Source organism: Gracilibacillus dipsosauri (assembly GCF_003176895.1).
GTDB classification, from domain to species: Bacteria; Bacillota; Bacilli; order Bacillales; family Amphibacillaceae; genus Gracilibacillus; species Gracilibacillus dipsosauri.
In genome coordinates this window covers 187,628-206,294 of the sequence record NZ_QGTD01000021.1, presented here as the reverse complement: position 1 = coordinate 206,294, position 18,667 = coordinate 187,628, and the positions used below count along the sequence as shown (strand labels likewise).

17 protein-coding genes and 1 riboswitch are annotated in these 18,667 nt (G+C 38.9%); of the genes, 1 reads left to right on the top strand and 16 read right to left on the bottom strand.

What is annotated here, in order from left to right:
- Window position 1 precedes the first annotated feature (1 nt).
- From purN to DLJ74_RS20035, 12 genes are all read right to left on the bottom strand, one after another.
- Window positions 2-580, bottom strand: coding sequence for a phosphoribosylglycinamide formyltransferase (gene purN, locus DLJ74_RS20090; RefSeq protein WP_054788019.1), 579 nt, complete (start codon window positions 578-580; stop codon window positions 2-4).
- Window positions 573-1,601: a phosphoribosylformylglycinamidine cyclo-ligase gene (gene purM, locus DLJ74_RS20085; RefSeq protein ID WP_109985818.1), complete on the bottom strand. Its 1,029-nt coding sequence runs from the start codon at window positions 1,599-1,601 to the stop codon at window positions 573-575. The genes purN and purM overlap by 8 nt, the downstream gene beginning before the upstream one ends.
- A gap of 161 nt (window positions 1,602-1,762) precedes the next feature.
- Window positions 1,763-3,175: an amidophosphoribosyltransferase gene (gene purF, locus DLJ74_RS20080; RefSeq protein WP_109985817.1), complete on the bottom strand. Its 1,413-nt coding sequence runs from the start codon at window positions 3,173-3,175 to the stop codon at window positions 1,763-1,765.
- Window positions 3,151-5,379: a phosphoribosylformylglycinamidine synthase subunit PurL gene (gene purL, locus DLJ74_RS20075; RefSeq protein WP_109985816.1), complete on the bottom strand. Its 2,229-nt coding sequence runs from the start codon at window positions 5,377-5,379 to the stop codon at window positions 3,151-3,153. Before purL ends, purF begins: the two co-directional genes overlap by 25 nt.
- Window positions 5,363-6,046 carry a phosphoribosylformylglycinamidine synthase subunit PurQ gene (gene purQ / locus DLJ74_RS20070; RefSeq protein ID WP_054788021.1) on the bottom strand — a complete coding sequence of 228 codons (684 nt, stop codon included), beginning with the start codon at window positions 6,044-6,046 and terminating at the stop codon, window positions 5,363-5,365. The genes purL and purQ overlap by 17 nt, the downstream gene beginning before the upstream one ends.
- Entirely contained in the window at window positions 6,043-6,294 is a 252-nt protein-coding gene (purS, locus tag DLJ74_RS20065; RefSeq protein ID WP_054788022.1) for a phosphoribosylformylglycinamidine synthase subunit PurS, read from the bottom strand. Before purS ends, purQ begins: the two co-directional genes overlap by 4 nt.
- Window positions 6,291-7,004 (bottom strand): phosphoribosylaminoimidazolesuccinocarboxamide synthase, encoded by a 714-nt coding sequence (gene purC / locus DLJ74_RS20060; RefSeq protein ID WP_109985815.1) that lies wholly within the window; start codon window positions 7,002-7,004, stop codon window positions 6,291-6,293. The genes purS and purC overlap by 4 nt, the downstream gene beginning before the upstream one ends.
- Window positions 7,005-7,017: 13 nt before the next feature.
- Window positions 7,018-8,313, bottom strand: coding sequence for an adenylosuccinate lyase (gene purB / locus DLJ74_RS20055; protein WP_109985814.1), 1,296 nt, complete (start codon window positions 8,311-8,313; stop codon window positions 7,018-7,020).
- An 11-nt stretch (window positions 8,314-8,324) separates the two neighbouring features.
- Complete coding sequence (purK, locus tag DLJ74_RS20050; RefSeq protein ID WP_109985813.1) at window positions 8,325-9,455, bottom strand: 5-(carboxyamino)imidazole ribonucleotide synthase; 1,131 nt, start codon at window positions 9,453-9,455, stop codon at window positions 8,325-8,327.
- Window positions 9,442-9,933: a 5-(carboxyamino)imidazole ribonucleotide mutase gene (gene purE / locus DLJ74_RS20045; protein ID WP_054788023.1), complete on the bottom strand. Its 492-nt coding sequence runs from the start codon at window positions 9,931-9,933 to the stop codon at window positions 9,442-9,444. The genes purK and purE overlap by 14 nt, the downstream gene beginning before the upstream one ends.
- Before the next feature lie 318 nt (window positions 9,934-10,251).
- Window positions 10,252-10,350: riboswitch (purine riboswitch) on the bottom strand.
- Between the two features lie 83 nt (window positions 10,351-10,433).
- On the bottom strand, window positions 10,434-10,601 hold the full coding sequence (locus tag DLJ74_RS20040) for an NETI motif-containing protein (RefSeq protein WP_245902402.1): 168 nt from the start codon (window positions 10,599-10,601) through the stop codon (window positions 10,434-10,436).
- A complete protein-coding gene (locus tag DLJ74_RS20035; RefSeq protein ID WP_054788025.1) occupies window positions 10,588-11,187 on the bottom strand; it encodes a DUF2179 domain-containing protein in 600 nt (199 codons plus the stop codon). The genes DLJ74_RS20040 and DLJ74_RS20035 overlap by 14 nt, the downstream gene beginning before the upstream one ends.
- A gap of 116 nt (window positions 11,188-11,303) precedes the next feature.
- Between DLJ74_RS20035 and DLJ74_RS20030 the strand changes: the two genes are divergently transcribed.
- A complete protein-coding gene (locus tag DLJ74_RS20030; RefSeq protein ID WP_054788026.1) occupies window positions 11,304-11,735 on the top strand; it encodes an Hsp20/alpha crystallin family protein in 432 nt (143 codons plus the stop codon).
- A gap of 50 nt (window positions 11,736-11,785) precedes the next feature.
- On the opposite strand, the gene DLJ74_RS20025 is transcribed toward DLJ74_RS20030, so the two are convergent.
- The 4 genes from DLJ74_RS20025 to DLJ74_RS20010 all read right to left on the bottom strand — a co-directional run bounded on the left by DLJ74_RS20025 (window position 11,786) and on the right by DLJ74_RS20010 (window position 18,580).
- Entirely contained in the window at window positions 11,786-12,925 is a 1,140-nt protein-coding gene (locus DLJ74_RS20025) for a mannitol-1-phosphate 5-dehydrogenase (protein ID WP_054788062.1), read from the bottom strand.
- A gap of 5 nt (window positions 12,926-12,930) precedes the next feature.
- Window positions 12,931-15,012: a BglG family transcription antiterminator gene (locus tag DLJ74_RS20020; protein WP_109985812.1), complete on the bottom strand. Its 2,082-nt coding sequence runs from the start codon at window positions 15,010-15,012 to the stop codon at window positions 12,931-12,933.
- 97 nt (window positions 15,013-15,109) lie between these two features.
- Window positions 15,110-17,020, bottom strand: coding sequence for a PTS mannitol transporter subunit IICBA (locus DLJ74_RS20015; RefSeq protein WP_109985811.1), 1,911 nt, complete (start codon window positions 17,018-17,020; stop codon window positions 15,110-15,112).
- 261 nt (window positions 17,021-17,281) lie between these two features.
- The gene (locus DLJ74_RS20010; protein ID WP_109985810.1) at window positions 17,282-18,580 is read right to left on the bottom strand and encodes an NCS2 family permease; all 1,299 of its coding nucleotides are present in this window, start codon (window positions 18,578-18,580) and stop codon (window positions 17,282-17,284) included.
- Between the last annotated feature and the right edge of the window lie 87 nt (window positions 18,581-18,667).

Genomic DNA, 18,667 nt, shown 5'->3' with positions numbered 1-18,667 from the left:
ATTATTCCCCTTTCAAAATCAGTTGTTGTATCGTTTCTGGGTAGAGCTTGTGTTCTACTCTTTGAATGGCTTGCTGCAGATCCTCTTGTGTCATTCCTTCTTTGATATGAACAGCATCTTGGGCGATGATTTTTCCAGTATCCATTCCTGAATCAACATAATGGATCGTCACACCGGATACCTTCACACCAGCCGTAAATGCTTGTCCAACCGCATCAAGTCCTGGAAAGGCTGGAAGCAATGATGGATGAATATTAATGATTTTACCTTCAAATGGTGCTAATAAGGTGTTACCGATCAAACGCATGTATCCCGCTAAGATGATCCAATCAATTTCTTTTTCCTGCAATACTTCGACTATCTTTGCTTCAAACATTTCCTTACTTGCATATTGCTTTGGATCAAATACAAACAATGGTGTTTGGTTTACTCTTGCTTTGTCTAACACCTTTGCATTCGGTTTATCACAGACGAGTAATACAACCTCTGCATCTAGTTTACCATTTTGAGTTGCTTCGATGATAGCATCATAATTGCTTCCAGTGCCTGATGCAAAAACAGCTAACTTTGCTTTACTCATTTGTAAAACTCACCCCAGATTCATTCGTCACCTCACCGATAATATAAGCTTTTTCTCCGATGTCTTCCAATAACTGAAGTGCCATATGTGCTTCGTGATCCTCTACGATGATCGCCATACCAATTCCCATATTAAATACACCATACATTTCGGTTAATGATAAATCGGCTTGTTTTTGTAAATAAGAAAAAATGGCTGGTACTTCCCAGCTACATTCTTCTAGCTTCACACCTAAATTCTTAGGAAGTGCACGTGGAATATTTTCATAGAATCCGCCACCTGTTATATGGCTAATTCCTTTAATCGTTAAGTCTAACTTAAGCTGTTGTATGGCTTTGACATAAATTTTGGTTGGAGTTAATAAAGCTTCACCAAGAGTAGATCCTAGCTCTTCAATTGTTTCATTCAAATGTAAGCCATTCTCATCTATTATTTTTCGAACTAATGAAAAACCGTTAGAGTGGACGCCTGATGATGGAATACCAATGATTTTATCTCCAGCTTGAATATCCTCACCTGTAATAATTCTTTTTTTGTCCGCCATTCCAACGACAAAGCCTGCTAAATCATATTCCCCTTCATCATACATTCCAGGCATTTCAGCAGTTTCTCCACCAATAAGTGCTGCATTGCTCTGTACACAGCCATTGACTATTCCTTTGACGATTTGCTCTATTTTTTCTGGCTCATTTTTTCCACAAGCAATGTAATCAAGGAAAAATAACGGGTCTGCGCCTTGTGCAACAATATCGTTCACACACATCGCGACAAGATCCACTCCAACTGTATCATGTTGATCTAGGGCAAATGCTAGTTTCAGCTTTGTACCAACACCGTCCGTTCCAGAAACTAGAACTGGTTCCTCATATGAAAAATTACTCAGATCAAATAATCCAGCAAACGCACCAACTCCTCCAATTACTTCAGGACGATTGGTTTTAGCGATATGTTTTTTCATTAAATCGACAGCCTTATAACCAGCGTGGACATCGACTCCAGCGTCTTTATAAACATCACTCATCGTCATACTCCTTTAATATTAGAGGGCAAATGAATAGTTATAAGAAACCCGCCACTTTTATACATTTACCCGCCGTTTTTTTAATTTTTTTCGCCACTCTTGGGTAGTTTCCAGCCACTTTTCTGTTTATTCCCGCCACTTATGAGCAGTTTTCCGCCACTTCAGTCTTTATAAGCTGGTATAACCGTGTCAGGATATATCTCTGTTGGATAATTTCCGGTAAAACATGCTTGGCACACACCATGATCCTTTATATCACGGTCAGCAACGATCGATGCTTCTAATCCTTCTGTTGATAAAAATGCAAGGCTATCTGCACCGATGATTTCACGGATTTCTTCGATAGAGTTATGAGATGCGATTAATTCCCCTTTTGTCGAAGTATCAATCCCATAATAACAAGGATTTTGAATTGGCGGTGAAGCAATTCGAACATGGACCTCTGTCGCACCAGCTTCCTTCAATAACCGCACAATTCTACGACTGGTTGTTCCACGTACAATCGAGTCATCGACCATCACTACACGCTTACCTTCAACAATACCACGAACGGCAGATAGCTTCATTTTCACACCTTGTTCGCGTAGCTCTTGAGATGGTTGAATAAAGGTACGACCAACATAGCGGTTCTTAATAAGGCCGAGTTCATATGGAATACTTGCTGCTTCAGAGAAACCAATTGCTGCGGAAATACTGGAATCAGGTACACCTGTCACCACATCTGCTTCTATCGGCGCTTCTAATGCAAGCTGTTTTCCCATTGTTTTTCTGCTTGCATGCACATTTAATTCATTTAAGTCACTGTCTGGTCTTGAAAAATAGACATATTCCATTGAACATAATGTTCGCTGTAATGGTGAGGTGAATTGGGACGAACGAAAACCTTCTGCATCGATAACAATTAATTCACCAGGCTTTACTTCGCGTTCATATGTTGCACCAATTAAATCAAAGGCGCACGTTTCTGATGCGACGACATACGCATCACCTAAACGACCAATGGATAAAGGACGCAATCCTCGTGGGTCCAAACCGATAAACATTTGCTCCTCAGTTAGAATCGAAAAAGCATAGGCTCCTTTTATCATACTAAGCGCAGAACCAATCGCTTCTTCTAAAGGTACATTTCCACTCCGCTTAATTAAATGGGCAATAACCTCCGTATCAGAAGTAGTCTGTAGAATGCTTCCTTGTGCTTCGAGCTGACTCTTCAAAGCATGGGCATTTACCAAATTGCCATTATGAGCCAAAGCCATACTATTTTTTTGAGAACGGAACACAAGTGGCTGAACATTTTCAAAGCCTCCACCACCTTGTGTTGCATAACGTACATGGCCAATGGCAGCATGTCCTTTTAATGAGGAAAACTTGTCCTCTGAAAAAACGTCATTCACAAGCCCAACGCCTTTGTGAACATGGAGCTTCTTCCCATCAGTTGTGACAATTCCAGCCCCTTCTTGTCCACGATGCTGTAGAGCATGAAGACCGTAATACGTCATTTCTGCTGCTTTTTCATGTCCCCAGACAGCAAATACTCCACATTCCTCATTTAAGCCTTTGATTTCAGCAAGCACGGGATAGCTCCTTTCCACAATTGTTGTAATTCTTCCACATCTTCCTGCATTATCTCTTCTCCATTATTAGTTATTACTAATTTCCCATTACGAGATACCGCTCCAATCCATTTCGCATCTGCCACTGCTTTCTCAAAAGCTTCACGATTTTCTTTGTTCACAGATACTAAGAAACGAGATTGAGTTTCACTAAATAATCCTGCAGTTAAATCGCCCTCAACCATGATTGTTGCACCAAACCCTTTTTTAGTAAATAGACTTTCCGTAACAGCTACAGCGAGTCCACCTTCTGCTAAATCATGTGCAGACACGACTAAACCTGCACGAATGGCTTCTAGTAATTGGGATTGACGTTGTGTCTCTATATCTAAATCAATGGTAGGTGCTTTGCCGAAGTATTTCCCCTCGAGTATATTCTGCAGTTCACTTCCACCGAATTCTGCTGATGCTTCCCCTATCACATAAATTAGATCACCATCATTTTGGAAATGGGATGGAGTAATATGAGAAAGTGATTCATGTAAACCTACCATTCCAACAATTGGTGTCGGAAAGATCGCTTGACCGTTTGATTCATTATATAAGGATACATTTCCACTAATAACTGGTGTATTGAGCTTTGAGCAAGCTGTACTCATTCCATCTACACTTTTTTCCATTTGCCAAAAGTTTTCTGGTTTATCTGGATTTCCGAAATTCAAACCATCCGTGATCGCTAACGGCTTTGCACCAGAACAAACGATATTTCGTGCCGCCTCGGCCACAGCAATTTGTCCACCAACCTCTGGGTCTAAATGAATATAACGAGAATTACAGTCAATGGTCATCGCTAGTGCTTTGTCATAGCCACGTACTCGAATAACGGCAGCATCAGACCCAGGAGAGAATACCGTATTTGCTTGTACCATGGAATCATATTGGTCATAAACATATTCTTTACTTGCAATGGTTGGCTGTTGCAATAGCTTTCGAAGCATTGCAGCATAATCGTCTATGACCGGTTTATATGAAGGCATGCTTTGATTTTCTTCATAAAAAGCGGGTACCTTAGACTCTTTATAAAAAATCGGTGCATCCTCTGCTAGACTATCAACAGGGATATCTGCAACCACTTCACCTTTGTGCAATAGACGGAATTTTTTATCATCTGTTACCGTTCCAACCGCTACCGCTTCTAGTCCGTATTTTCTGAAAATATCGACGATCTCCTGCTCTTGTCCTTTTTTCACACATAAGAGCATACGCTCTTGAGATTCAGAGAGCATCATTTCATATGCTGTCATATTTTCTTCACGCTGTGGGATTAAGTCTAGATTCATTTCCATTCCCATTCCAGCCTTACTTGCCATTTCACTAGCAGACGATGTTAACCCTGCTGCCCCCATATCCTGAATACCAACTAAAGCATCTGAATGAATGACTTCCAAACATGCTTCAATTAATAATTTTTCCATGAATGGGTCCCCGACCTGTACGTTGGAGCGTTTGCTTTCAGAGTCTTCTGACAGATCCTCAGAAGCAAAGGTAGCCCCATGAATACCGTCACGGCCTGTTTTAGACCCAACATACATAATGGTATTACCAAGACCTGCGGCAATTCCTTTTTGAATATCCTTTGTATCAATTAATCCGACACACATAGCATTTACTAGAGGATTCCCTTCATAACTGTCATCAAATTGTACCTCTCCACCGACAGTTGGAACCCCAACACAATTTCCATAACCAGCAATTCCATGTACCACTTCTTCGAATAGATATTTCACTCGACCTGTATTTAAATTACCAAAACGTAAGGAATTCAGAGAAGCAATCGGACGGGCTCCCATTGAGAAGACATCACGAATTATACCACCTACACCAGTTGCAGCTCCTTGATATGGCTCCACTGCTGATGGGTGATTATGACTTTCTACCTTAAACACGACACCCTGTCCATTTCCAATATCGACAACACCTGCACCTTCCCCAGGTCCTTGAACTACCTGCTTACCTTCTGTAGGGAATTTCTTCAATAAAGGCTTTGAGGTTTTATAGCTACAATGCTCTGACCACATAACAGAGAAAATTCCAATCTCCGTAAAATTCGGGCGACGACCCATAATTTCTTTAATCATGTCGTATTCTTTATCTGTTAAACCCATTTCACAGTAGACTTTATCTTTTTCTACCAATTCTGGGGTGATTTCAGGCGCCTGCAACATAATTTTCCCTCCAGTTCGCTAACATTGATTGGAATAGTTTCAACCCATCAGCACTGTTTAATAATGCTTCCACTGCACGCTCCGGGTGTGGCATCATGCCAAGTACATTCCCTTTCTCATTTGTGATTCCTGCAATATCGGCTACAGAACCATTTGGATTAGTTTGATAAGTAAACACAATTTGATTATTTTCTTTTAATCTAGCAAGCGTTGCTTCATCACAATAATAGTTTCCTTCATTGTGAGCGATTGGTACAGAGATGACTTCTCCTTGCTTATACTCACTTGTGAAAATGGTCTGATTATTTTCTACGACTAAATTCTCAAAATGACACATGAATTTCAAATTCTTATTACGTAACATGGCACCTGGTAATAAACCTGATTCTAATAAAATTTGGAATCCATTACACACTCCTAGGATGGGTACACCAATTTCTGCTTGTGTTTTTAACTGTGTGACAATATCTGACGTCGAAGCAATGGCGCCACATCGTAAATAATCCCCATAAGAGAAGCCACCAGGAATCAAAATGGCATCATAACCATCAAGCTTGGCCTCTTGGTACCAAACTAATTCGGCTTCTTCTCCAAGTGCATCCTTGGCTGCATAGTACATATCTCGATCACAGTTGGAACCCGGGAACACTACAACAGCAAACTTCACTGTGTAACACCCTCCTCCACTGTGTATTTATAATTCTCAATAACTGGATTGGCTAATAGCTTGCTGCACATTTCTTCAATTTGGTGTTCAATATTGGCGTCATCAGCAACGGTTAGCTCTAAATATTTCCCCACACGTACCTCTTCGATATTTTCATAGCCTAATGTATTTAAAGATCCTTGTACCGCTTTACCTTGAGGATCTAAGACACCCTCTTTTAATGTAATATGCACCTTTACTAATTTCATTGTATTGCCTCCAGTCTAGTTAATATTTGATCATAGACAGATATGAGATCACCTAGGTCCTCTCTGAAAACATCCTTGTCCATTTTTTCTCCTGTTCTTACATCCCATAAACGGCACGTGTCAGGACTTACTTCATCCGAGAGTATAATTTCACCAGTTTGATTGCGACCAAACTCTAATTTGAAGTCAACAAGCTGTAGATGGATTTCTTTGAAAAAAGCTTGCAATTTTTCATTGACACGAAGTACCATTTGTTTAATTTGAGCTAACTCATCCTCTGTAGCATCTGTTAGAAGTAAGGCGTGGCTATCACTAATAAACGGATCGCCTAGCTCGTCTTTTTTATAATAAAATTCAACAAGTGGTGGATGAAAGGTCGATTTCTCCTCTATTCCAAGTCGGCGAACAATACTTCCCGCTGCTACATTGCGCACTACTACCTCTAGGGGAATAATTGTTGTTTTCTCTACTAATTGTTCTGTTTCATTTAATGCTTCTTTAAAATGGCTGTTCACGCCATTTTTCCGGAGATATTCGAACACTTTAGCAGAGATTAGATTATTGTAGCGACCTTTGCCTTCAAAGTTTGCCTTTTTCTCTCCATTAAAGGCAGTTGCATCATTTTTATAGGATAGGACGAGTAATTCATCGCTATCCTTTACTGTAAAAACTTGCTTTGCTTTTCCTTCATATAACAGCTTGTCCTTCATTCTTACTCACTCCTTATGCTAAGCCGATTTTTTTGAAAATTTGATCAACATTTTTCAAATGATACGTATAATCGAAGCAATCGTCTAATTGCTCCTTTGTCAATGTGCTCGTAATTCGTTCCTCCTTCTCAATCAACTCACGGAAAGGAGTAGCTGTTTCCCATGCTTTCATGGCATTTGGTTGAACCATATCATAAGCCTCTTCACGGCTCATTCCTTGATCAATCAAGGAAAGCAGCACACGTTGTGAGAAAATAACGCCATAGGTTCGGTCGATATTGCGCTTCATATTTTCTGGAAATACGGTTAGGTTCTTCACAATATTACTAAATCGATTGAGCATATAATTGAGTGCAATCGTAGCATCTGGAAGGATGACACGCTCTGCAGATGAGTGAGAAATATCACGTTCATGCCATAATGATACATTTTCATAGCTTGTCATCATATAACCACGAATGACACGGGCCATTCCCGTCATATTCTCCGAACCGATCGGATTCCGTTTATGTGGCATAGCAGATGAACCTTTTTGACCCTTCGCAAAAAACTCCTCCACTTCACGTGTTTCTGTTTTTTGTAATCCACGAATTTCTGTAGCGAATTTTTCAATGGATGTGGCAATCAAAGCGATTGTGGACATGTATTGTGCGTGTCGATCACGCTGTAACGTTTGTGTTGATACAGGTGCAGGAGAAAGCCCTAAGTTTTCACACACATATTTTTCAACAAATGGATCAATGTTTGCATATGTTCCCACTGCTCCAGAAAGCTTTCCAGTTTCCATAACCTTTGCTGCAGCATCAAATCGTTCGAGGTTTCGCTTCATTTCTTCATACCATAGTGCCATTTTCAAACCAAAGGTTGTCGGCTCTGCGTGCACACCATGCGTACGTCCCATCATGACGGTGTGTTTATGCTCGATTGCTTTTTCCTTTAAGATATCAATAAAGCGAACAATATCCCGGCGAATAATTTGATTCGCTTGTTTTAGCATATAAGATAAGGCTGTATCGACAACATCTGTTGAAGTTAGTCCATAATGGACCCACTTACGCTCTTCTCCTAATGTTTCCGATACAGCACGAGTAAAGGCAACGACATCATGACGCGTATCCTGCTCAATTTCAAAAATTCGTTCGACATCAAATGATGCATTTTCTCTAATTTTTTGGACGTCCTCCTTTGGGATAAATCCGAGCTCACTCCATGCCTCACATGCTAATATTTCTACCTCTAGCCATGCCTTAAAACGATTTTCATCAGTCCAAATCTTAGCCATTTCCTCACGTGTGTAACGTTCAATCATCTGACTTCCTCCTAATTCGATTCAATTAACTTTTTTTCTACTAAATCATTATATATGGTTAAAGCATTGTCCCCAATAAATGTTGCATGTCCCATTTTTCTTAATGGTTTATTTTCTTCTTTACCGTACATGTGCACGTGTGCTGGAGTTAATTCGTCCATTTTACGGAAAAAAGGTTCTATATCCTTACCTAGTAAATTAAACATCACTGCTCCACCATGTGCATAAACCGGGATTAGTGGTAGTCCACAGATTGCTCGAATATGCTGTTCAAACTGTGATACATTACATGTCTCGATCGTATAATGTCCTGAGTTGTGTGGCCGAGGGGCCAGTTCATTAATCAATATCTCATCCCCTACCACGAACATTTCGATAGCAAAAGTTCCCACAACACCGATTGTTTCCGCAATGGCCTTTGCTGCCTTTTTAGCTTTTTCAGCAATATGACCTGCTACTCGAGCTGGTGCGATCGTTGCATGTAATATATGATCGCGATGAATGTTCTCTGCAACTGGGAAATAACTGATATCCCCTGCTTGTGACCTTGTAAAAACGATAGAGATTTCTTTATCAAATGGCACCCATTTTTCTACGATCAATCGATCTGTTGCAGACAGCATTTCCGATGCTTCCTTTATATCCCGTTCATTGGTTAATTTGACTTGTCCCTTTCCGTCATAGCCTCCGCGACAGGTTTTTACTACAGAAGGATAGCCAAGCTTTTCGACTGCCTTCTCTAATTGTTGTACTGTTTGTACGATTGCAAATTCAGCAACAGGCTGGTTGCTGTCTACCATTGCCTTTTTCTCTAATTCACGATCCTGAGTCACCTTTAGAGAATTGGCACCCTGTGGCAAAATCCCCTTTGCTTCTAAAAACTCTGCTGCTGTTAAATCGACATTTTCAAATTCATAGGTAACAACGTCACATTTCTCAGCAAGCTCCTTTATGGCATTCATATCGTCATATGCTGCGACAATTTGTCCACCTGAAACTTGTGCAGTTGGGCAATTAGGAGTTGGATCTAGTACAATCACATGGTAACCCATATGCTTTGCGACGGTAGTCATCATTCTGCCAAGTTGTCCTCCACCGATAATACCGATCGTTCGTCCAAATAATAATCTATTGTTCTGCAAGTTCTTCCCTCATTTCTGCTACCTTCTCGCGCATCTGTACTTGATAATTTGCTAATGTAGCTGCCACTTGTTGATCAAATGCCCCAATCATTTGTGTAGCTAATATCCCTGCATTCTTAGCACCAGCCTTACCAATGGCAACTGTGGCAACCGGAACACCACCTGGCATTTGTACAATGGATAATAATGAATCAAGACCGTTTAAGCTTTTGGTTTGGACAGGAACACCAATGACAGGCAATGTCGTTTTGGCAGCAACCATACCTGGCAAATGTGCTGCCCCACCAGCACCAGCAATGATTATTTTTAAGCCCTTGTCTCTTGCATTTTCTGCATATTGAAACATATCCTCTGGGGTACGGTGTGCAGAAATCACTTCTTTTTCATAGGAAATACCTAATTCATCTAATACCTCACATGTATGCTTCATCGTTTCCCAGTCGGAGATGCTCCCCATTATAACTCCTACTTGTGCCATACTTTCCCCTCTTTCTTCTATATTTAAGTACATTAGAAAAATCTCGCATTCGCTCGTCCTTTGGCGAATGCCTAGTTTTGCTTATACTTGTCACCTTAAAATTTCAACTACGTCGAAAGCTACTGTGTAGAAATTTAATACTTTCCTAACGTAAAATAAAAAGCCTATTCGGTCTCCTCCTGTAATAAGAGAAGATGAATAGGCTGAAGTGTAACTTTTTTGCCATTTAATCTCGTTTCTTTTACAGGTTAGATGCTCATTCATTTTTCCGAACATTTCGTTCCTTATCGATCACCCCGTAAAAGCAAACTCCTAACGCTTTTTTACATCTTCCCTCATAGTCCATCTTTTACGGTGATGGGTAGAAACTCTTGGGCCATATTCCCAAATTATATGAGGTCATCATTTTCAATTGTAAGATTTTTTAACTCTACACATATGATAACAAGTCCATTTCCCTCTTGTCAATAAAAAATCGAACGTTAATTAACATAATTAAATTAACGTTCGTGTTTTGACAAAATGGCTTCAAATTGTATGATTCGATCAATTGGTTGGATTTTGCTACCTACCTCTTCAAAGATCGGCTTTTCTATTCTTCTAATCGGTTGATAGCCCTCTTGCTTTATCCGTTCTAAACAGCTAGCAATGGTTTCATTTTTCTTCACTTGAAAGTATTTCTTCTGATTGTTTTTGTTCTTCTTTTTCGACACTTTTTCTGATCTTCCCCTTTCTTACTTGCTTCACCCAGAAGCCTCCGTGAATTTGCTTCGGTTCGTAAGCAATAATAAATGCTTTGGGATCAATAGATTTAATTGTTTCATAAAGATGAAGCTCATATTTTCTTGGTGATAGTATTTGCATTGATAAACGGTCACCATCCATTCCATAAGCATACCAGCTGGTGACGCCATAGCCTTTTGCTCTGAGCTGTTTCGTAAAGGAAATGTCTGGATTCGATGAAATAACATTAACGGTAATATAACCAAGTGCCAGTTTTTCTTCAATCATTGACCCTATTATCACACCAAGTCCATAGCCTAGCCCATAAGCAATTAGATTTTGTATTTCTCCAAGATTATCTAACACTAACCCAAGTCCGAGGGTATAAATGACAATTTCAAATGTACCAATCGTTCCCGCAATATATCTTCTTCCTTTTAATGTAAGAATAACACGTAATGTCGATAAGGATACATACACGATATTAATAGCCATAATAATCGTAACCATTATAAGTGCATTTTCTAGCATAAAAATACCTCCTTAAAGGAACAGGATCATTTCTCTAACATAACATAATAACAATTAGGCGGAATCATTTTATCATATAAAACTTACTTATCATAGTACAAAATGGAGGGAAAATGATGGATCCATTTCAGCAAATGCACGAATGGAAAAATAATATGGATCAATTCTTCGGTGGGAACTTTTGGAATGAGTTTGAGCATATTATCAAACCTCCCATCCCAGCAATTAATTTATACGAGCTAGACAATGAATTGATTGGTTATATTAGTTTACCCGGTATGGAAAATAGTAAGCAAATAGAAGTATATGTAGACGAGTATGTCTTGGAAATACGAGGACAGCTATCTCCCATCAAACAAAGTGGCAAGATGCATCATCAAGAAATATTACAAGGAGATTTTTCAAGAAAAATAGACCTCCCTTTCGCTGTGAGAAAGGACCGTGTAAGCGCAAATCTTCGTAATGGACTGATGTGTATCCATTTGCATAAGAAAATGGACAATACTAGGAAAAGAAAGAGAGTAAATATTGAAAATGAGGAGGAGTAACCAGGATCTAAAAAAACGGTCCAGCAAGACGATACTGAACCGTTCCTTATTTACCCTTTTAATAACGCATATTGTTTGATAACTTCTTGTGTAATGTCACTATCCTTAGGAAGTTTACTTACATCCTCTAACACTTTCGCCATTCCGTTTTCTTTGATCATTGATTGAAGCTTCATCGCTTCTTCGTCCTCTTGATAATCAAATAATAGTGCAGCAGCAATAGCCTTCGCTAAGTTCGTAAATGATAGACCAGCTTTTTGCGCTTCTGTTGCAGGGCGAATTAATCGATCCTCGGGTCCTAATTTTCGGATCGGTGCACGCCCTACTCTTGTAACCCCATCTTGAAGATAGGGATTTTTAAACCTTTTAATTATTTTCTGAATATATTCGTTATGTTCATCTGCCTTTAAACCATACTGTTTAACTAAGTAATCACCAGTTTCCTTTAATGTTGCTTCGACTTGTTCCTTAATGGCTTCATCTGCTAACGTTTTATCAATGGTTGACTTCCCGTTCAAGTAGCCAAGGTATGCAATGACGGCATGCCCTGTATTAACGGTAAATAACTTTCTCTCAATAAAAGGGGCAAGCTCAGATACGATAGTCATCCCTTCAACTTCCGGAATCTCTTCCTCCGTCTCGACTACCCACTCGTAATATGGTTCGACCAACACATCTAAAGAATTATCTTCCTGTATGGGAACGATACGATCGACAGCAGAATTAAAGAAATATACTCTCCCTGCTAGTCTATCTTTTGTGTCTTCATCAAGATTATCTAATATGTGCTGCTTCAATATGTCAGTTGCACCTATCTGGTTTTCACAAGCAATCACATACAGCTTTTCATCTGTTTGATACACTCGTTCCGAGATACCTCGTGCAATAAGTGGTGCAATTCGAGGCAAAATATTCGGTCCGATAGCAGTAGTCAAATAAGTAGCACCTGTAATTTCCTCGATCACCTTATTTTCCTGTGTCATGTTATTTAAGCCCGCTACATTCTTGATCGTAGTTGTTTCATGTTGGTCTGTTGCTAATTTTACCTTGTAGCTCTTCTGTTCATTTAAAGAATGAATGATTGATTCTGCAATATCTACAAAGGTAACATGGTAACCTGATTCAGAGAATAAAGCTCCAATAAAACCTCTTCCAATGTTTCCAGCACCAAAGTGGACGGTCTGTTTCATTATAATCATTCCTTTATCCATTTATTTTCGAGGTAGTCTGAAAATAACTCCTCTAATTTCTCTCTAATCATTGATTCACTCGAAGAAGAAAAAATCATCATCGCCTCGTCACTTTCTATTAGACTCGTACTTATGAGACTTAGTATTTCTTGTTGTTTTGTACTTAACGTTTCAGGTGATAACATCAATAGTAGGTTTTTTAACTGTACTTCTGTGCCATCCATTCCTTTAATGACACAAGGATGATCTAGATGACATATTTGAAAAATAAGTTCTTGAATACCGTCATATCGACAATGATAAAGCCCCATATTGGTATTAGGAATTCCCAATCCTCCCATTGTTTCTCTTTCCGCTAACTTTTGTAAAACTTCTTCTGCATTAGAGACTAACCCTGCTTGTTCCAGTCGTTCGGTCATCTCTCTTAATACTTGCAAATATCCAGCGTTCGATCTCCTGTATAAACGGAAGTTATTCAGAATTGCTTCGATACTAGAATGTACTTCCTCCATTTCCTGCAACACATCTTGCAATTTGGATGGCTGGAGGTTAAAATTCTTGCTATTGTTATTTTTCATATATTCATTTTTACTTGTTAACTGTCGTATATTATGCTGCAAAAAGCTTCTTATCATTTGAATATCTTCGTCGTTTAATAGTGGTGATACTAATATATAGTTCAGATCATCAAACGGAAGCTTTACAGTGGAAATAACCATATCAAACACATTTAATTTCGATTTCTCTATTTCTTTAATTGATTTTATGTCGACTGTGTTAATTTCCGCAAATTCTTTCTGAATACGGCTTGCTAGCATCTTAGATGTACCTATTCCTGTAGGACAGATAATAACCGCACGTATCGCTGTCTTTTCCTCATTCATTAATAATGCAGATCCGAAATGAAGCACAATAAAGGCAATCTCATCCTCTGGAAAGGAGATATCATTAAATTCCTTCTCTAAACTATTTCGAACTGCCATAAATAACATAGGATATTTCTTTTTTATTTCCTCGGTTAACGGATTAAAAAAGCCCATCTGATGCTTTAATCGAAAAATCGAGGGCTCCATATGAGCAAGCAATCCTTGGAATAACGAAAAGTCCTTAGAAAGATCAATGTGAAGTTGCTTGGAAACATCTTGAATGATGTTTCTAATCAGCTGCCCTAGCATAATACTGTCATAATCAACTGTATCCGAATCCTGCAATTTGGATCCTTTTAAAACAACAGCTAAATAATAAACATCTTTATGAGCTAACGGAATCGATAATTTCGATCTTATGTGTTCTGCTAGTTGGCTAATTTGTTGAAAGGTTCGGGTAGATTCCTCATACAATACTGGTTCATCATCCTCTAAAAGAAAATGATTCTCTACTCGTTGGAGAGTAATCGCCGTGTGGACGATAAATCCTAAATAGTCATTATCCGCTAAGCGTGTCTGCCCCTTGTCAAATAAATGATGAACCATTTCATCAATGGTGAATAAATATTGAGAAGAAAAATAGCCTAGTATCGGACCTTCTAGTAGGTGATGCTTTTGTAATAGATATAAGCTTTCTAATAACTCTTCATGAAAATGAAATAAGAAATAGGTAGCGAGAGCTTTACGCTTATTTGCTTCTCTTCCAGCTAAGCTTACACCAACACCTCTTTTTCGATTCAATTCAATAGAAAAGTTATCTAACCATTTCGTTAGATCATCCAGATAAGAAGAAAGCTTTGTAACACTAATTCCGAGCTGTTTTGCCAGCACTTGTGTCTTAAAAAAAGAGCCTTCATGTAATAAGGTAATAAGTAACTGTAATTTTTTTTCTTCTGGTGTTTCATCTGTCGGATGGACATGGTATAAATTTTGGGTCAGTTTGAAAATATGTTCATTTTTTCCATCAATCATTAAACCATCATTGGGTGTTCGCTTCAGCTGTAGCTCGAAGGAATGTAAGATATTCTCCACAGCTTTTAGATCACGCTGAACAGTCCTTACACTAACTTGTAGGTAATTGGCCAATGACTGTGGTGTGTGTTTACCAGAAGTTTTTATTACTAATTCAATGATTAATTTTTCTCTTGACGTTATAAACATTCTACCCTCTCGTTTCTTTTCCAAAATGTCCTTAGGGTGAATATAGCAGATAGCAGAATAGAAAGATGGACCTACCCCATCTTTCTACTCATTACCATCATTTACTATTAATTATAGCTAACAATTCCTTCGCTGTTTTTGCTTGCACCATCTGTTCAATATTTTCTTCATCTGAACAAACTACGGCAATACCGGAAAGGATGTCTAAATGGGTACCGTCTTTTCCTGCAATACCGAAGATTAACTTCGCTTCCTTGCCATCAAAATCCACCCCATTTGGAACCTGAAGGACTGTAAACCCTGAACGTAATACAGCCTTTTTTGCTGCTTCTGTACCATGTGGAATGGCAACATGATTACCCATATAGGTAGATGTTATGTTATCGCGCTCTATCATTGCCTCCACATAGCTTTCTTCTACATAGCCTGCTTTCACTAACACTTCACCAGCAAATCGAATAGCGTCTTCCTTTGTATTGAATTCTTGATTAAGGAAGATATTTTCTTCCCGCAATAAATCGTCATCATCGTGCTCGTGATCTTTACCCGTTACCTCTGCTTCTGTTTCTTCTACCACTTCAGATAACTCTTCCGTGACACCATTTTGCAAGCTGTCAATTAGCTTGTCATATTCCGGACTTGATAAGAAATTATCAACGGAAATATGATAAGCATTGGGTAATTTCTCTTTTGCACGAGGCGTTAATTCTTCTTGAGTAATAACAACCTGTGCATCACCTGGCAGGTTACTAATTGCTGTATTGGTGACAGAAACGTCAAGATCAGCAGATTTCACTTTTTTACGTAATAATGATGCCCCCATAGCACTCGATCCCATTCCAGCATCACAAGCAAATACAATTTTGTTTACCTTATCAGGAAGTGTTCTTGAATTAGATTGAAGTGCCCCTGCCACAGAGCTTTTCTTCCCTTTCATTTCTTGCATTTTTTGTGTTGCTTCTTCTATATTTTCGTCATCTTGTTTACTTGATTTTAGCACAAATCCAGCAACAACGAACGAAATAATCGTAGCTACGATAACAGCAGCAAAGTTTGCGATATAAACACTTGCTTTTCCAGGGGTAACTGCAGCAATTGCTAAAATACTACCAGGAGATGCAGGGGCTGCTAATCCTCCACCTAAAAGTACTAATGTTAGTATTCCACCCATACCACCTAAAATAACCGCAAATAATAGCATTGGGCGCATTAATACATATGGGAAGTAAATTTCATGGATACCTCCAAAGAAATGAATAATTCCTGCACCAGGTGCGGATTGCTTTGCAGAACCTTTTCCAAATAGCATAAAGGCTAATAAAACACCAAGACCTGGACCAGGGTTTGCTTCTAATAAGAATAGAATAGACTCACCTGTGCTTCTCGCCTGTTCTAAACCTATTGGAGAGAGAATCCCATGATTAATTGCATTATTTAGGAATAATATTTTGGCAGGTTCAATAAAGATACTTGTTAATGGTAAAAGACCTGCACCAATTAACCAATCTACTCCTGCAACAAGTAGTTGAGTAAAACCATTGACAGCAGGACCAATAGCCAAGAAGGATAGAATGGCAAGAAGTCCTCCGAGAATACCCGCCGAAAAATTATTTACCAGCATTTCAAAGCCAGATTTAATTTTACCCTCCACTAATTGGTCAAACTTTTTAATCACATAACCACCAAGTGGACCCATGATCATGGCACCTAAAAACATCGGTGTATCTGGCGCACCGACAATAACCCCCATTGTCGCGATAGCACCTACCACACCTCCACGCTGGTCATGAATCAATTTACCACCTGTGTAACCGATTAACAATGGTAGTAGGTAAAACACCATTGGATCCACTAATTTTGCAAGGTTTTCATTTGGAATAAAACCATCTGCAATAAATAAAGCAGTAATAAGCCCCCATGCTATAAATGCACCAATGTTTGGCATAACCATCGAACTTAGAAAATTACCAAACTGCTGGACTTTTACTTTTATATTTGACTGAGCCATTATCTTTCTCCTCTCCGTCTAATTTTCCTATTCATCAATTCTAATCATAGGACACCGTTATGCTATCTTCAAGATACTTGAAAACTAATTTTGTCGCATAGCAGGTGACAAATCTATTTTTTCTCTATAAGAAGAGATTTATGCAGATTCAAATTATGCACATTAGTGCTTATTATGAAAAGCTTTCTTCTTTATTACCCTAATACTTCTTCTTCAAACAACGCAAAAGGCCTCGGCATAATGCCGAAGCCTTTTCAACTATTAATGTAAAAATCCAAGATAAAGAATAAAGATCACGAACAGCCCCCACATAACTGGGCTGACTTCTTTTATTTTTCCTTTTGCAACCATAGTAATTGGATAAAAGACAAACCCGACTGCGATACCTGTTGCTATACTATAGGCAAGTGGCATCATGATAATCGTTAGGAATGCTGGTACTGCAATCTCAAACTTGTCCCAAGGTATATCCTTTAAAGAAGATGCCATTAATACCCCAACAATGATTAAGGCTGGAGCTGTTACAGATGGTGTGACGACATTTAATAATGGTGAAAAGAATAGTGCTAATAGGAATAAAATCGCTGTGACAACAGAGGCGAACCCTGAGCGACCACCAGCCCCAACACCTGTTGTAGACTCCACATAAGAAGTAGTAGTTGATGTACCTAATGTTGCTCCAACTACTGTTGCAGCAGAATCAGCAAATAATGCTTTTCCTGCTCTTGGAAGCTTATTATCCTTCATTAAACCCGCTTTTGATGCCACAGCTACTAGAGTACCTGCTGTATCAAAGAAATCGACGAACAAAAAGGTTAATATAACGACAAGCATTTGAATCGTAAAAATATCACCAAGATGAGTGAAGGCAGCCCCAAATGTTGGCTCAATACTAGGAACTCCACTTATAATTTTATCAGGTAATGGGATTTGGCCAATAATGATTCCAACAATTGCTGTGATCACCATCCCATAAAACACGCCACCTTTAAAACCTATTGCAATTAAGATAACTGTGGCAAATAGACCAATAATGGCTAATAACGTTTCAGGATTGGTTAGATCACCAAGTGCTACTACTGTACTTTCATCAGATACAATAATTCCTACATTTTGAAACCCTAGAAAAGCAATAAAAAGACCGATCCCTGCTCCAACTGCCATTTTCAAATGAGCTGGAATGGCATTAATTACTTTTTCACGGAGACCTGTTAAGGTTAATAGGATAAAGATAAGTCCTGAAACCAATACTCCTGCTAATGCTGTTTCCCAAGGAATACCATAGCCTAATACAACGGTATAAGTAAAGAACGCATTTAATCCCATACCTGGCGCAAGAGCAATTGGATACTTTGCGAGTACACCCATAATTAATGTACCTATGGCAGCGGCCAATGCAGTGGCAACATAAACCGCACCCTTATCCATGCCAGTGCCATCGGAAAGCATTGAAGGGTTAAGGAACAAAATATAAGCCATAGCTAGAAATGTAGTTATACCAGCTATCGTTTCTTTACGATAATTCGTTTCAAGCTGCTCAAACTCAAAAAACTTTTTCATCTATTTTTTCCTCCCATTTCATCCATCACCCTAGTTTTGCTGAAATAAAAACCCCTCTGGACATGATCCAAAGGGGTTCCTATTACA

Coding starts and splice junctions, on each gene's coding strand:
- purN (WP_054788019.1), bottom strand. CDS start 580: ATGAGTAAAGCAAAGTTAGCTGTTTTTGCATCAGGCACTGGAAGCAAT.
- purM (WP_109985818.1), bottom strand. CDS start 1,601: ATGAGTGATGTTTATAAAGACGCTGGAGTCGATGTCCACGCTGGTTAT.
- purL (WP_109985816.1), bottom strand. CDS start 5,379: ATGTTGCAGGCGCCTGAAATCACCCCAGAATTGGTAGAAAAAGATAAA.
- purS (WP_054788022.1), bottom strand. CDS start 6,294: ATGAAATTAGTAAAGGTGCATATTACATTAAAAGAGGGTGTCTTAGAT.
- purC (WP_109985815.1), bottom strand. CDS start 7,004: ATGAAGGACAAGCTGTTATATGAAGGAAAAGCAAAGCAAGTTTTTACA.
- purB (WP_109985814.1), bottom strand. CDS start 8,313: ATGATTGAACGTTACACACGTGAGGAAATGGCTAAGATTTGGACTGAT.
- purE (WP_054788023.1), bottom strand. CDS start 9,933: ATGGCACAAGTAGGAGTTATAATGGGGAGCATCTCCGACTGGGAAACG.
- DLJ74_RS20035 (WP_054788025.1), bottom strand. CDS start 11,187: ATGCTAGAAAATGCACTTATAATGGTTACGATTATTATGGCTATTAAT.
- DLJ74_RS20030 (WP_054788026.1), top strand. CDS start 11,304: ATGGATCCATTTCAGCAAATGCACGAATGGAAAAATAATATGGATCAA.
- DLJ74_RS20025 (WP_054788062.1), bottom strand. CDS start 12,925: ATGAAACAGACCGTCCACTTTGGTGCTGGAAACATTGGAAGAGGTTTT.
- DLJ74_RS20020 (WP_109985812.1), bottom strand. CDS start 15,012: ATGTTTATAACGTCAAGAGAAAAATTAATCATTGAATTAGTAATAAAA.
- DLJ74_RS20015 (WP_109985811.1), bottom strand. CDS start 17,020: ATGGCTCAGTCAAATATAAAAGTAAAAGTCCAGCAGTTTGGTAATTTT.
- DLJ74_RS20010 (WP_109985810.1), bottom strand. CDS start 18,580: ATGAAAAAGTTTTTTGAGTTTGAGCAGCTTGAAACGAATTATCGTAAA.